Below are 12,672 nucleotides of genomic sequence, written 5' to 3' on the forward strand. Positions count from 1 at the left end.
GCCGGCGCCCCCTTCTTATACTGGGCGGGGCCCCTTCCCCCAGGGGCTGGATGGTTTTGAGGCGTCTACTCCCGCCGGCGCTCCTCATCCTGCTGCTCGCCCTGCTAATCCACGCCCACGCAGGGGCCGCCACGGGCGGCCAGCAGGGCAGGGTGGTACTGACGGCCAGGGTGGGTGGCGACGGCTGGGCCTACATCCACGCCGTGCTCCCACCCGGCAGCTACCGGGTGGCAGGAGTCCAGGGCTGGGAGCCCAGGGCCGCCAACCCAAGGCCGCTGCTCCTCAGCTTCACACCAGACCCCGAGCTATGGAGCAGGCTCAGCAGGCTCGCAGTAGCCGCGCCCGCGGAGAGCCTGGGGCCCAGTGTTAGGCTTGTCCAGCGGCCCTGGGGGGTGGAGCTCTACGCCTGGGTGCCGGGCAGGCCAGGCTCCACCGTAGAGGTCGTGCTGGAGGAGGCGGGGGCCGGGCGCCAGGCCGCGGGCGGCGCAGCCTCGATGATAATAGTCGTGCCCGGTGAGCCCGCCGCCCTGGAGGCCGCCGGGGAGATAGCCAGGATCCACGAGAGCCAGGGCCTCAGCGTCAGGATAGTGACCGTGGACGAGATACGCTCCAGCTACAAGCCGGCGCCGCAGCCCCCCGGGGCGTGCAGGCCGGGGAAGAACGGACCCAAATACGACATGGACCTGGCGCTCAGGATAGTATCCATGCTCCGGGAGGCCGCGGGGAAGGGGGCCAGGTACGTGCTCATAATAGGCGGCGCCAGGGACGTGCCCCCCATCTACTACTGCAGCCCCATCCTCCGCGAGCTAGTGGGCCCCGACGAGGCGGCTGTGCCCACCGACTACTACTACGCAGACCCCAACTACGACGGGCTGGCGGAGCTCGCGGTCGGCAGGATACCCTTCACCGACCGGGGCATGCTCCAGGCCTACGTCGAGGCCCTGCGGAGGTGGGTCGAGGGGGGCAGCTGGCAGGGGGAGGCGTTCCTAGCCGGCGGAGCCCCCTTCGCCACCGACCTCATGGTGGGCGAGGCCGCGGTTGTGAAGGCCCTCGAGGAGGCCTCGGGGCTCCCCCTGAAGCCCGACGTCATGATGCTCAGCCTGGGGGGCTACACCGGGACGGGGTTCGCCAGCCGCCTGGGAGACTACGGGCTCTACTATCTGGTCACCCACGGGGCCGGGAACGCGCTCCTGGACTACGTGCCGGGCGGGCTGTGGAACTACGACTTCGAGGAGAAGCTGCGCAGCGACCAGGTCACCGCGGCGGGTGAGCCCGGGGTCTTCGTCACCCCCGCCTGCCGCTCAGCGTTCTGGGACTACGACCTCGTAGACCCGCCCTTCAAGCCGCCGAGCCTCGCAGACGCGCTCCTCGGCCGCGGCGACGCGGTGGCCTACCTGGGCTACACCAGGATAGCCGTGGAGGTGATAGACGGGGTCAGCGCCGGCGACAGGGGCGTCGAGGTGAGCCTGGCGGGGGCCGACGCGCCCCTCCTCCTCTTCCTCCGCAGCCTTGGCTCCGCCGACACCCTCGGCGACGCCTGGCTCCAGGCGCTCAACGCCTACGCCGTGTCGCCCGCCAGCCACTACCGGGCCTACCTCACCAGCGGCCAGGAGGACATAGGCGAGCTGGTGCTGCGCGAGGCGGCGTTCCTCGGGGACCCGGCGGCCCCCAACCCCTGGAGGAGCGGCGGGGCCGGCGGCGAGGGGGAGCCGCCGGGCCTGGTGCCGCCCAGGGGGAGCATACGGGTCGGGGCGGCGCTGCTCGCGATGCCGCTGGCCCGCTACGCCTCCGGCAGCCTGCCGGCCTTCAACCCCGGCGGCTCCACGGAGGTAGCCCTGGGCTTCCAGGGGGCCTGCCCCGACAGCATCGCGGCCAACGCGGTCTACCGGGTGGAGGGGGTCTACCTGCTGGGCCTCCGGAGGCTCGACGCCAGCGTCAAGAGGAGCGGCGGGGAGTGCGTGGCCAGGATAAGGCTGCCCCTCGACTCGCCCGGCCTAGTCAGGATAGTCGCCATGTGGGGCGGGAGGGCCACGGCCTACTACCTGGTCGCGGCCGGGACCTGGCTCGACGCAGGCAACGGCACGCTGGTGCTCCGGGGCCTAGACGTGCTGGAGACCGTGGGCGACGAGCCGCTACTCCTAACCCTCAACGGTACAGCCGCCACCCTGCTGCCGGGCGGCTCCACGAGCTACACCCTGCCCCTCGCGATGCTCGGGCCCCGGGCCCGGGGCGCGGTGGCCGCCGTGGAGCCTGTCCACCGCTACGACGCAATCTACGGCGGCGAGTTCGTGGAGAGCGTTGAGGCCAAGCTGGCCAGGCTATTCCGGGTGGAGCTGCCCGCCGGGGAGTGGAGGACTATGACCACGCCCTTCACCGCAAGGCTGGCCGAAGCCAGCCCCGCCGAGAAGCCCAGCCCGCTCCCGCGCGCGGGCGCGGGCACCGCGCTCCTAGCAGCAGCGCTGGCGGCAGCGGCTGCAGCCGCGGCAGCGGCCAGGAGGAGGGCAGGAGGCTAGAGGGGGGCTCTACCGGGCGCTAAAGACTATCCTGGCGCGGCCGTAGGTGTAGACGCCGGGGGCCACCTCAAACACCTCCCTAAGGTCGACGAAGCAGCGGGCCCCGCCGGGCAGGTAGGCGGTGGCCCATATCCAGCCGGCCAGCCAGCTCCCCCCGGAGCCCGTAGGCGCGGCCGGGACCTGGCCGGTGCTGCTGGACACTATGACCCCGTCCACTACCTCTATGGGCGCCGCCGCGGCCCCCGACGAGTTGTAGAGGAAGATGTAGACATGGCCGCTGTCCAGCAGGGTGCAGTTGGTGTCCACGAGCTCGAGCCACGTCACGAAGCCCTGGGCGAGGTCCGAGTAGATGTCTAGCACCCTGCCGGCGAAGCGCTCAACCCTGTAGACGTCGCCGCCGACAACGTAGCTGAAGCTCGCCCTGGCCACCAGCCGGCCCTGGTCGTCGTAGACCTCTATCGAGGCGTTGGGGACTATCAGGTAGCCCCAGACGCTCAGCGAGGCAACGCCATCACTCCCAGCGGTAGCCTCGTCCACCACCCCGCCGGTAGAGTTCAGCAGCACAACCCTCCAGCCGGGCAAGAGCCCCGTGACATTAACCAGCCAGGGATAAGCGTCAACAGTGACAACAAAGTTGTCAAAGTATATGTATGGAAGTCCATCGAGGGTATAGGCGTAGATATACTCTGTGTCGACGCCCACGCCGACGCGATTAGGCGTGAACCTATACGACTCGTTTATATAGGCTTTGAGCGCTCGCAGCGTGCTCGAAGAGTTCACGGTAAGGCCTATGCTCCAGAACCCCGCATCCCATACGTTGAAGTCTATACCGGCACTCATGTTATGGTGGTATAGTCCCTCGAAGCCATACGCGCCGCTTGGGAGAGACGACTCGTTCAGCAACGAGACGTAGTACGTCCCCTGAGAATAATTGTAGTAATACGCTGTAGCATTAGCATTATCGCCGGTAAGATTGGCGAGAACTTCATCGCGTAGGCCTATGAGGTAGCTATCCCAGGTGGTGTCGTTAGCGTATGCGAAACCCACGCGCAGCCAATCGCCAACATAGTAGTATCCATTACGCCACATTATGGCTGCCGCGTAGACCCCGCTACCGTTGGCCACGTAGCTGCTTATATCGAGGCTTGACGGGTAGAAGTAGCAGTACCACCTAGGAAGCTGGTAAACACCATACCACCAGTCATAATACCATCCAAGGGCACTTATGTTTACCACCATGTAGTGGCCCGTCTGGTTCCACTCCAGGACGCCGCTACAGTATGGTGAGGATGTGAAGTTGGGCTGCTGGTCGAACGTGTCGTAGTAGATTGCGTGCCTCTTTTCAAGCACTATGCCCGTCGGCACCTCCACGGTCGCGCTAGCTTCCAGCCCATCTATGCTCGTTACCACGCCCGGGGTGCCGGGATCCTGGTACCATATCAGCCAGGTTGGCTCGGCGTGGACGCTCCCCTCTAGGCTCCTGACAGCGAAGAGCGTGGCGTCGGCCACAAGCGCTAGCATGGCTAGAGCCAGGGCCGCGAGAGCTAGCCTCCTGCGCTCCCCGCGCATCACGGCTCTCCCTCCTCCCCGGCTAGCTGGTATTGTAGACGAGGGGTTCTTCGAGGAGGTCCTCGTAGTAGCGTGCCAGGTAGTATACGAGGGCCGCGGCGGCGGCTATGAGGAGGGCTGCGAGCAGGGGGTAGAGGCTCCAGAGGCGTAGGGCTAGGAGCCCCGCGTCGGTGTACCAGCCGCTCGAGCCGCGGAGGGTGAAGACCCCGTAGGCTGTGGGCAAGCGGCCGCCGAGGGGTATGGAGGGTATTATGTCCCTGAAGAGGACGCGGAGGAAGGATATGAGTAGGGCTACTGTGAGCCCGGCTACGGCGTAGCCGGCCGCCGCCGCCTCGAGGTAGACCCTGGGCACCTTGGGGCTCATGATTGTGGAGGCCAGGGCTAGGGAGACGAGGGCTGTTGAGAGCAGGGGGCCGAGCACAAGGGTGAAGGAGAGCCTCACGAGGGAGTCGAGCACGGGGACGCGGAGGGGGGCGTCGTAGAGGGCCAGCTGGTACCCGGTGAGCCTGATCCAGCCGCTGAGCATAATCCCCTGGAACCGGTAGAGCGGGGTGAGGGCCAGCAAGAGCACCAGCAGGGAGGATGCTATGGCCAGCAGGGAGGCCGCTGCAACTCCCAGCCGGGCGGCTCTGCCCAGCATGTAGTATCTGGAGGCCCTGAGGGCTGCCTCCCGTGCCTCGTACACGTTCCAGCCGCTAGCCATGGAGGGTCACCCCTACGCTCCTAAAGTGGCCTAGGAAGGTGTAGCGGACGTAGGCGCGGAGGCTCCCGGGGAGCTTGGAGAGGTCGAGCCTCTCCACGGTGAAGGGGTCTAGGACGAGCCTCTCCCGGTGGACCAGCCTATACCCTCCCCCGGGGCTGGGCGCGTAGACTACGACCTCCACGGGGATTGGCACCGGGTTGTGGTTCCCGAGGACCAGGGTCTTCCCGGAGGCCTCCACCACGGGCTCGGACCATGAGAAGGCTACGGGGTAGGTGTCCTCGAGAACCCCCTTGTCGAAGTCTAGGCTGCAGCGGAGCATGAGCCCGGTAGCCACCTTCGCTGGGGGAGGCGGGAGCGCTGTCCTGGAGACCCGCCTGGTGTCCAGGAGCCATAGCTCCATGAAAGCCTCCTGGGGGATGCGTATAGCCATCACCGCCTCCCCGGGCTGGGCGCTGAAGCCCTCGACCACCGGCGACGCGTTGAACCCGCCCACGAGGCTGCAGCTCGGGAGCCCGGAGGGGTGGAGGCTAGTATTGTAGCTCAGCTTCACCGTCAGGAGGCCCGCCGAGAGGTTGAAGGATAGATGCTCCCCATAGACCCTCGGGAGGTCGATGATGACGGGCGAGGCGTCTAGCATGCCGGAGCCCACGTAGGCGATGTTGAAGAGGGCGTAGGCGAGCACCATGAGCAGCGCCGGGGCCCCGGGCTCCAGCGCGTAGCGGCGGTGGGTCACGTAGGGGAGGTAGAGGTAGTAGTACCCTGCAGCCGCGGCGGCTGCAGCAGCGAGCAGGGGGAGAACGAGCCTCCGGGGAGCCCGGTAGACTACAACATATGCAACCCTCTCCATGGGGACCGGCGGGTCGCTGACATCCAACGCGTCGCCCTTAGTGACCACCAGCACCCCCCTGCTTGTGTTCACCAGGTCCACCACGCGGTGGACGACGCAGCTGCTCCTCCAGAAGTCGCCCGGAAGGCACCAGACCACTACATCGCCCTTCTCCACGCCCCCAGCCAGCCAAGGCTCCACCCCGAGAACCAGGTCCAGGGGCTCAAACGTAGGCTCCATGGAGGTGCCGTAGACAATCATGAGGGCCACGGGTAGGCGGAGCATCTTACCCGCGAGGAGGACTAGCAGCACACCAGCCGCTAGGTAGCCCAGAGCCCTGGCAAGCCCCGGCATGGCGTCTCTGCACCATCAAGCACCCCTGCTGGGGCCGGCGCCCCCGAGACCCTCTGGGAGCCGCGCGGTGAAGCAGATGCAAGAGGCGGCAAAGACCGTGGAAAAAGAGAGGGAGCTAACCCCGGCCACCGGGTGCCGGCTACCTAGGCTGCTCGCTGCTCGGCGATATGTAGAACCTCACTGTGAAGCTGTCGGATGATACAGCACCGGTGGCGGAGAGATCCAGGTCTATCTGGACTCCCTGGCCGGGCGTCAGCGTGAAGTTGATGTAGTCGCCGTTGTTCTTCAGGTCTATCTGCCCTATGAGGTTCCCGCTACTAGCATCGTATATCTTCAGTAGAGCTTTAGTTATGTTGGTGTTGCTGAGGGCTCCCTCGACACGCACTATCACGTAGGCGGGGCTTGGGCTGCTCGTTATGTTGGGGTAGCCGAAGCCGAGTATGTCCTTGAAGTACCAGTCACCGTTAGTGACGTTTATATACACTGTCGCTGTCTTGTAGAGCGTGTTGGTGTTATTGGTGCTCGTGTTTGTCCAGCTGCAGGCAACGTCTCCGGGGACTACCTTCACGCCGTACCAGCCGCCGGTGCTCGTGGTCCCTATCGGCGCAGCGTTGTAGTTCGTGCCCGCGGTGGGCAGCACACCCCGATCCTTTATAGAGTCGCTCGTGTAGAAGCCTACGCATGCCAGGCCATACTGCGTTATGCTGGTCTGGTCCTGGCCCTGCGTTATATCAGCTATCTTGACGTTGCCATAGAGTGTCCGGTAGGCGAAAACGCTCGCGTTAGCTACCGACAGGGCTGCCACCGCCGCCAGGATGACTAGTAGGGTTGCCCTGCGCCTGCCCTGCAGCCTCATCGCCAGCCACCTCCGAACTCCATGGCCGCCGGGGCCTCTGGGAGGCTCTCAGCCAATATAAGGGGTATAGTACGGCTCTCGAACACTACTGCTCTAGAGCCCCGGGGGAGTGCCCAGGGGTGCCGCAGGGGAGGGCTGCCTCCAGCGGAGGCCGGCTGCGAGCCCCCTAGACTGCCGCCAGGGTGATGCAGTGGAGGCTCCCCGAGGGGAGGCCTGGGGGCAGGGGCCTCATCCCCCTGGCCGCCGGATACGCTGCCCCTAGGGGACGTGTCTCCAGCCCCCTATCCCTTCGGGGCCCCTCCACCCCCGCCCGGGCAGGGGCCTGGCTGGGGGGTCGGGCGTGGAGAGCCCGGGGATTGGCCTGGGAGCCATTCACTCGCCTACATTCTGCTCCTCGCCGCAGACCTCATCGAGCCTGCCCCGGAGCCTCCTGGCGAGCTCCCGCAGGCCCTCTAGCCCCCTGACGCTTATCCCGTAGCGAGCCGCCACCTCCTCCGGCCGGGCGCCCGCCGCCAGGTCGCGTAGAACGCTGCAGAACAGCCTATCCCTCCCAGCTATACTCCTGACGGCCTCGAGCTCGCGGCCCCGGAGGTAGTAGATGGTATACCTACGGTACCGGATGGCCCCTATACGCCCCTCCCGCAGCAGCACGTAGAGGTGCCAGCTGAGCGTAGCCCGCGGGGCCTCAAGGCTGCGCAGGAGCTCGCTATAGTATACCGCGCCATGCTCCTTGAGCAGCTGGAGTATCCGGGCCCGGAGCGGGTGCTCCTCCACGAATATTACCTCCATCACAACCATCACAACTGTAATGTTAGTACTCTGCACACTCTAATCTATGCAACTCCTAATCCGCCAGGAAAGCTGGGGCACACCATTATATGTAGGCTAGACGGTTTCTCGAACAATCAGCTTCGAGACAGCTCCACAAGCCCGCAGGGGAGGCGCATGGAATCCCGGGGCATCCTTCACTAAGGAATAACATAATTTATAAAGGGAGAGAGGAAGGTCCTGTAATGCGGTGTGAGGCGCCTCCCCAGGAGCCCGGAGGCGATCGATCGCCTCCGGGCTCCTGGGGTGAGCTGCCCCGGCTGCCGCCCTCGCCGGGTGACACCCGGGGTCCTGGCCATTCCGTTTATAGCTTATAGTCGGTTATTAGGCCGCGGTATCTCGAACCGAATTATAAATACGTATTAAGGCTTGGAATAAACTATTATGAGATTTACCATGTAATTGTTTGGTTGCCTGTAGGGGTCTACAGGGCTGCTCGGCGCCGGCATCACGTGTTCCGCGCCAGTGCTCCACCTAGGCGTCTTCGGGGCTGCCGTGCCTGCTTCCTGGGGGCTTGAATCCTAATTACTGCGGGGCAGGGGCCGGGGGCGCCTCCTGGGGGCTGTGTTGGCGGGTGTGGCTAGTGCGAGTGAGCTGGCCCGTCTCCTCCCTGGGAGGGTTTGCGGGGTTGCGGTGGATATTGACGGGACGATTACGGAGAGGAGGGTTAGCGGCGACTTCCGCCTGAGCCTGGAGGCTGTGGAGGCGCTGAGGAGGCTGGAGGATGCCGGGGTTCGGGTTATGCTTGTCACCGGGAACTCCGTCATGGTGGCTGCGGGGGTCGCGCGGTACATAGGGGTGCGGGGCCCGCATGTGGCGGAGAACGGGTGCCTGGTCTACCAGCGTGGCAGCGTTGTCCACGCCTGCCGGGGGACTGCGAGGGCTGCCGCGGAGGCGCTGGAGGAGGAGCTCGGGGGGCTGCTGGAGCCGAGCTGGCAGAACCGGTGCAGGATCCACGACTACGCGTTCCTGGTGCGCCGCGTGGGCCCGGAGGAGGCCTGGAGGATGGCGGAGAGGGTGCTCCGGGAGAGGGGGCTCCGGGCCAAGCTGAGCCATAGCGGCTACGCGCTCCACGTGAGGCCGCTGGAGGCGAGCAAGGGTCTGGGGCTCCGGGTGGCCATGCGCATGGCGGGGCTGGAGCCCGGCTGCGTGGTGGCCGTCGGGGACTCGGCCATGGACCTCGAGATGAGGGATGCGGGCGTAACCCTGGCCGCCGTGGGGAACGCGGACCCGAGGCTGCGGGAGGGGGCGGACCTGGTCCTCCCCGGCGAGAGCGGTAGCGGCGTGGCCCTGCTCGCCAGGGCCATCCTCGAGAGCCTCTAGCCCCTCGGGCCCCCGTACCCCTGGGTGTTCGAGCACCGTTCTATCCCCGCTATAAGGCCGGTCGCGCACAGCTATACCAGAGGGCTCCCCGGGGGCCCGGGAGCCGCACCGGCGCTGTGCTGCATTACGCTCGCGGGAGGGCTAGGAGGGGCCGAGGCCCCGGGGGCAGCCTCGGCCGCCAGGAGGACTGGGGCGCTGTTCGACGGAGCCTAGGGTGTACACGGCTATGGGCAGGGTGGGGGCAAGGCTCCAGCCAGTGGCGGTGGCGCTGGCCGCCGCGCTTGCGGCCGCTGCAGCCGCGCCGGCCCTGGCGGGGCAGGGGGCAGTATTCCTGGCGAGCGACCGGGGCGATCTACTCTTCCTCGAGGAGCTTGGGGCCGGGTTCACGCCCGCGAAGTGCGTGCTGCCGGACACGGTCCCCGGCTACGTGTACGTGCTCGACTACAACGCCCCCAGCTGCGGCGGCTGGCCCCGGGGCCTCGGGGAGAGGCTGCTAGAGCTCGCGGAGAAGGGCGCCACCGTGGTGCTCGGCTACAACACGCTGCGGGCTATCAGCGTCTACGAGCCGGGCGTGCTCGCAAGAGTAGGGTTGGTGGCTAAGGATGAGGGGAGCGGTGTTCACGCTATCCACGCTTCCCTCGGCCTCCAGCTCCACGGTGCTCCGGCGAGCATAGTGTACAAGACGTGGAAGTACCGCCGTTTCCGCGTCCTGCCTCAGGCGGGCTGGAGGGTGCTGGCGCGGTTCAGCGACGGCGACCCGGCGATAGTTGCGATGCATTATGGCCGTGGGAGGCTGGTGCTCCTCTTCTTCAACCCGGTCTGGCCCACCATCGACGGGGAGAAGGGGTTCACCAGGCTGGTCCGGGCCCTCCACAGCTACCTGGCCGGGGGCCTGGGCACGGCTCTGGCCGCCGCAGCTGTCGCCGCCGCCCTCAGCGCTGCCGCCGCCCAGTCTAGCTCCAGCAGCAGCCGTGGAGAGAGGATGCTCCGGCACCTCATGAGGCCCTGGGCGGCTGTAGCGGTACTGGCCCACCGAATACGCGGGGCGGACGCCGCCAAGCACCCGGTGAGGGCTAAGATCCTGGAGCTGGCTGAGAGGCGGGGCTACGTGACGCTCGGCATGGTTGTGAGGGAGCTGGGGCTGAAGAGGACGCCGGCGCTCTGGCACCTAACCCTGCTCGTGGACGCGGGGCTCCTCGAGACCCGCAGGGTGCTGAACACGCAGATATACTATAGGAGGGGGAGAGCCGTTGAAGCCGTGCTCGCATTCCTCCTCGAGGCTGAGCCGCGGCGCCGGATAGCGGAGGCGCTGCTCCAGTCGCCTGCCAGTATATCTCAGCTCGCCCGCGCTCTGGGCATGAGCAAGTCCACCGTTAAGCACCATATCGATGTTCTACGCGTGCATAACGTCGTGGAGGAGGCCGGCTACGGCTACCGGCTCTCCGACTGGGCCCTTAGGCTGGTACCCAGGCTTCTAGCCCGCGGTGGCGAGGCCTATGCCTAGGCTGCTGGGCAGGCTGGCCGGCCGGGCGGCTGCCGCCCTAGCGGCCGCGGTCCTGGTCTGGGCTGCGGCGGGCCTGGCCGGCGACAGGCCGTTGGAGGTGGAGGCGGCCAGCCTGAGCGCCATACTGGACCTGGCCGGGGTGAGCCATGTAAGGGTGGGGAGGACTATCTACATCATCCGCGGCGGGGAGGTGGTCGGGCTTAGGATAGACTGGCATTGCAGCGGCCTGGTATCCTACACGATATTCCTAGCCGCCTCGCTGCTCCTCCCCATGAGGCCCTGGAGGAGGCTCTACTGGCTCACGGCAGGCTTCCTCGTCATATACCTCGCCAACATACTGCGCATACTCCTCGTAGCCGCTGCCGCTGAGAAGCTTGGCGTGGAGGCTGCGGCATCGATGCACAGTATTGCCGGGCCCCTGCTCCTCCTCGGCAGCGTGGCGCTACTCCTCTCGCTTGAGGCGGCAGAGGTCATTAGGAGAGGGGGGAGGCTGTGACCGGTAGCGTAGAGGGCTCAATGACCGCGGGGAAGGGCTACAGGCTGGGGAGTGCAGCCAGGTGGCAGACCAGGCTCGTGGGGATAGCCGGGGGCGTACTCTGGTTCGCCCTAGGGCTCCTCCTAGCCCGCGTGATCATGGACCGGCTGGTGGAGGCCCTCCACCTCGGCCGGGGCGCGGCTAGCCCGGGGCTCCCCTTGGTCGTCCTCCTCTACAGCCTCATCGGGGGCGTGACGGCAGCCTTCTACGCGTCGAGGGTCTTCAGTAAGCTCGTGCTGGCCAGGGTCTACAAGGCTCATCCCGGGGGGCGGCTGCACCCGGGGATACCGGCGAGGGTCTCGGTAGAGATCCCGGTGTTCAATGGCGAGCAGGTTATCGGCCGTGTCCTGCGCGCCCTCCTCCATCAGGACTACCCGAGGGAGCTGATGGAGGTGATAATCGTTGACGACGGCTCCACGGACGGCACCTGGTCTATAGTGAGCAGCTATGCTAGGAGGTACCCGTTCATAAGGGCTGTGAGGCACGAGGTCAACCTGGGGAAGGCCGAGGCGCTAACCACGGGTATACGGAGAGCCACTGGAGACGTCATAATCGTCCTTGACGCTGACACGGTGCCGGAGAGGGACGCGGTCAGGAGGCTCGTGTCCAGGCTCCTCTACGAGGACGGGCTGGGGGCCGTGTGCGGCCGCCTCATCCCGGCCGGGCATGGGGGCCTCCTCTACTGGATGCAGCGCATAGAGTACTTCCTCGGCTTTGAGCTGGGCCGCTTCATGGAGGACGCGGTCAGCAGGGCCACGCTGATACTCTCGGGCGCGTTCAGCGCCTTCCGCTCCATAGTATTGAAGCCCCTGGCTGAGCGTGGCATACCGGAGGACACTCTAGCGGAGGACTTCGACCTCACCGTAATGGTGTGGAAGAGGGGGCTGAGGACCGGCTACGAGCACAGCGCCGTGGCTTACACCATCACGCCCTCGAGCCTCCGGGGCCTCTATAGGCAGCGGATACGCTGGTATGCTGGGGGCCTCCAGGTTCTCCTCAAGCATGCAAACCTGCTGGGCCTCCGGAGGGCTGGGCACGCCTCCTACCTCTATGGGCGGCTGCTGGCTGTCTACCTTCTGGGCGTCGAGTATCTCCTCCCCCTGCTCCATGTAGCCGGCTACATAACGCTGGCAGCTATAGTGGCTGTCTACGGGCTGCTCGGGCTAGAGGTGCTGGCCCTCCCCCTGCCGGTCTTCCTGGCAGCCTATCTGGCCGCGCTGGCTTCCACGGTCATAATGGGGTCTCTCAGCATTATAGTAGCGTATGGGGCCGAGTACGGGGCAGGGAGTGCCGTGAGGATAGCGCCCTACGCGTTCATATACACGCTCCTCTACATCCCGCTGCTGGCGGTGGCTAAGACTGATGCCATGATAAGAGCGCTGCTCCGCGAGAGGATTACATGGGGCGCTGCATGATTGCTGGAGAGCCGTGCTGGCAGCTTTAAAGCCGGAGGCCGCCTAGAGGCTCTCCAGGCTCAGGCGAAGGGTGTAGTATTTGCCTAGGAGCGCTGCCCCGGTTCTAGTGGTGCTGGCAGCCGCTATCCTAGCCTGCAGCGTCTCCGCCGCCTCCGCTGCCGGGGGCCCGGGCCGCCCCCGCTCCATGCTAGTGGTGGCCAGCGATTTTGACGAGACATACTATGGGCCCGCAGCATAGCCGACAGC

Annotated in this window: 11 protein-coding genes; 6 read left to right on the forward strand and 5 right to left on the reverse strand. The window is 66.2% G+C overall.

The window, feature by feature from the left end:
* The first annotated feature begins 56 nt into the window (after positions 1-56).
* Positions 57-2,513: a C25 family cysteine peptidase gene (locus tag ACZ42Y_RS06600; protein WP_464735314.1), complete on the forward strand. Its 2,457-nt coding sequence runs from the start codon at positions 57-59 to the stop codon at positions 2,511-2,513.
* Between the two features lie 9 nt (positions 2,514-2,522).
* On the opposite strand, the gene ACZ42Y_RS06605 is transcribed toward ACZ42Y_RS06600, so the two are convergent.
* The 5 genes from ACZ42Y_RS06605 to ACZ42Y_RS06625 form a co-directional block, all read right to left on the reverse strand.
* Positions 2,523-4,085, reverse strand: a complete 1,563-nt coding sequence (locus ACZ42Y_RS06605) for a hypothetical protein (protein ID WP_464735315.1) — start codon at positions 4,083-4,085, stop codon at positions 2,523-2,525.
* Positions 4,086-4,104: 19 nt separating this feature from the next.
* Positions 4,105-4,785 (reverse strand): hypothetical protein, encoded by a 681-nt coding sequence (locus ACZ42Y_RS06610; RefSeq protein WP_464735316.1) that lies wholly within the window; start codon positions 4,783-4,785, stop codon positions 4,105-4,107.
* Positions 4,778-5,965, reverse strand: a complete 1,188-nt coding sequence (locus tag ACZ42Y_RS06615) for a S24/S26 family peptidase (protein ID WP_464735317.1) — start codon at positions 5,963-5,965, stop codon at positions 4,778-4,780. Before ACZ42Y_RS06615 ends, ACZ42Y_RS06610 begins: the two co-directional genes overlap by 8 nt.
* Before the next feature lie 139 nt (positions 5,966-6,104).
* On the reverse strand, positions 6,105-6,821 hold the full coding sequence (locus ACZ42Y_RS06620) for a hypothetical protein (protein ID WP_464735318.1): 717 nt from the start codon (positions 6,819-6,821) through the stop codon (positions 6,105-6,107).
* 372 nt (positions 6,822-7,193) lie between these two features.
* Positions 7,194-7,646, reverse strand: a complete 453-nt coding sequence (locus tag ACZ42Y_RS06625; RefSeq protein WP_464735319.1) for a helix-turn-helix domain-containing protein — start codon at positions 7,644-7,646, stop codon at positions 7,194-7,196.
* Positions 7,647-8,225: 579 nt separating this feature from the next.
* Here ACZ42Y_RS06625 and ACZ42Y_RS06630 point away from each other — a divergent pair.
* The 5 genes from ACZ42Y_RS06630 to ACZ42Y_RS06650 all read left to right on the forward strand — a co-directional run bounded on the left by ACZ42Y_RS06630 (position 8,226) and on the right by ACZ42Y_RS06650 (position 12,664).
* The gene (locus ACZ42Y_RS06630) at positions 8,226-8,972 is read left to right on the forward strand and encodes a phosphoglycolate phosphatase (protein WP_464735320.1); all 747 of its coding nucleotides are present in this window, start codon (positions 8,226-8,228) and stop codon (positions 8,970-8,972) included.
* 226 nt (positions 8,973-9,198) lie between these two features.
* The gene (locus ACZ42Y_RS06635) at positions 9,199-10,476 is read left to right on the forward strand and encodes an ArsR family transcriptional regulator (RefSeq protein ID WP_058370721.1); all 1,278 of its coding nucleotides are present in this window, start codon (positions 9,199-9,201) and stop codon (positions 10,474-10,476) included.
* Positions 10,469-10,972 (forward strand): exosortase/archaeosortase family protein, encoded by a 504-nt coding sequence (locus ACZ42Y_RS06640; RefSeq protein WP_464735321.1) that lies wholly within the window; start codon positions 10,469-10,471, stop codon positions 10,970-10,972. The genes ACZ42Y_RS06635 and ACZ42Y_RS06640 overlap by 8 nt, the downstream gene beginning before the upstream one ends.
* Positions 10,969-12,426, forward strand: a complete 1,458-nt coding sequence (locus tag ACZ42Y_RS06645; RefSeq protein ID WP_058370719.1) for a glycosyltransferase family 2 protein — start codon at positions 10,969-10,971, stop codon at positions 12,424-12,426. The genes ACZ42Y_RS06640 and ACZ42Y_RS06645 overlap by 4 nt, the downstream gene beginning before the upstream one ends.
* A gap of 79 nt (positions 12,427-12,505) precedes the next feature.
* Positions 12,506-12,664 carry a hypothetical protein gene (locus tag ACZ42Y_RS06650; RefSeq protein ID WP_464735322.1) on the forward strand — a complete coding sequence of 53 codons (159 nt, stop codon included), beginning with the start codon at positions 12,506-12,508 and terminating at the stop codon, positions 12,662-12,664.
* Positions 12,665-12,672 lie beyond the last annotated feature (8 nt).

It is taken from the genome of Pyrodictium brockii (assembly GCF_055379715.1).

Bases quoted from the DNA above. Each gene is read 5' to 3' on its own strand.
- ACZ42Y_RS06615 (WP_464735317.1), bottom strand. From the start codon at position 5,965: ATGCCGGGGCTTGCCAGGGCTCTGGGCTACCTAGCGGCTGGTGTGCTG.
- ACZ42Y_RS06640 (WP_464735321.1), top strand. From the start codon at position 10,469: ATGCCTAGGCTGCTGGGCAGGCTGGCCGGCCGGGCGGCTGCCGCCCTA.
- ACZ42Y_RS06635 (WP_058370721.1), top strand. From the start codon at position 9,199: ATGGGCAGGGTGGGGGCAAGGCTCCAGCCAGTGGCGGTGGCGCTGGCC.
- ACZ42Y_RS06620 (WP_464735318.1), bottom strand. From the start codon at position 6,821: ATGAGGCTGCAGGGCAGGCGCAGGGCAACCCTACTAGTCATCCTGGCG.
- ACZ42Y_RS06610 (WP_464735316.1), bottom strand. From the start codon at position 4,785: ATGGCTAGCGGCTGGAACGTGTACGAGGCACGGGAGGCAGCCCTCAGG.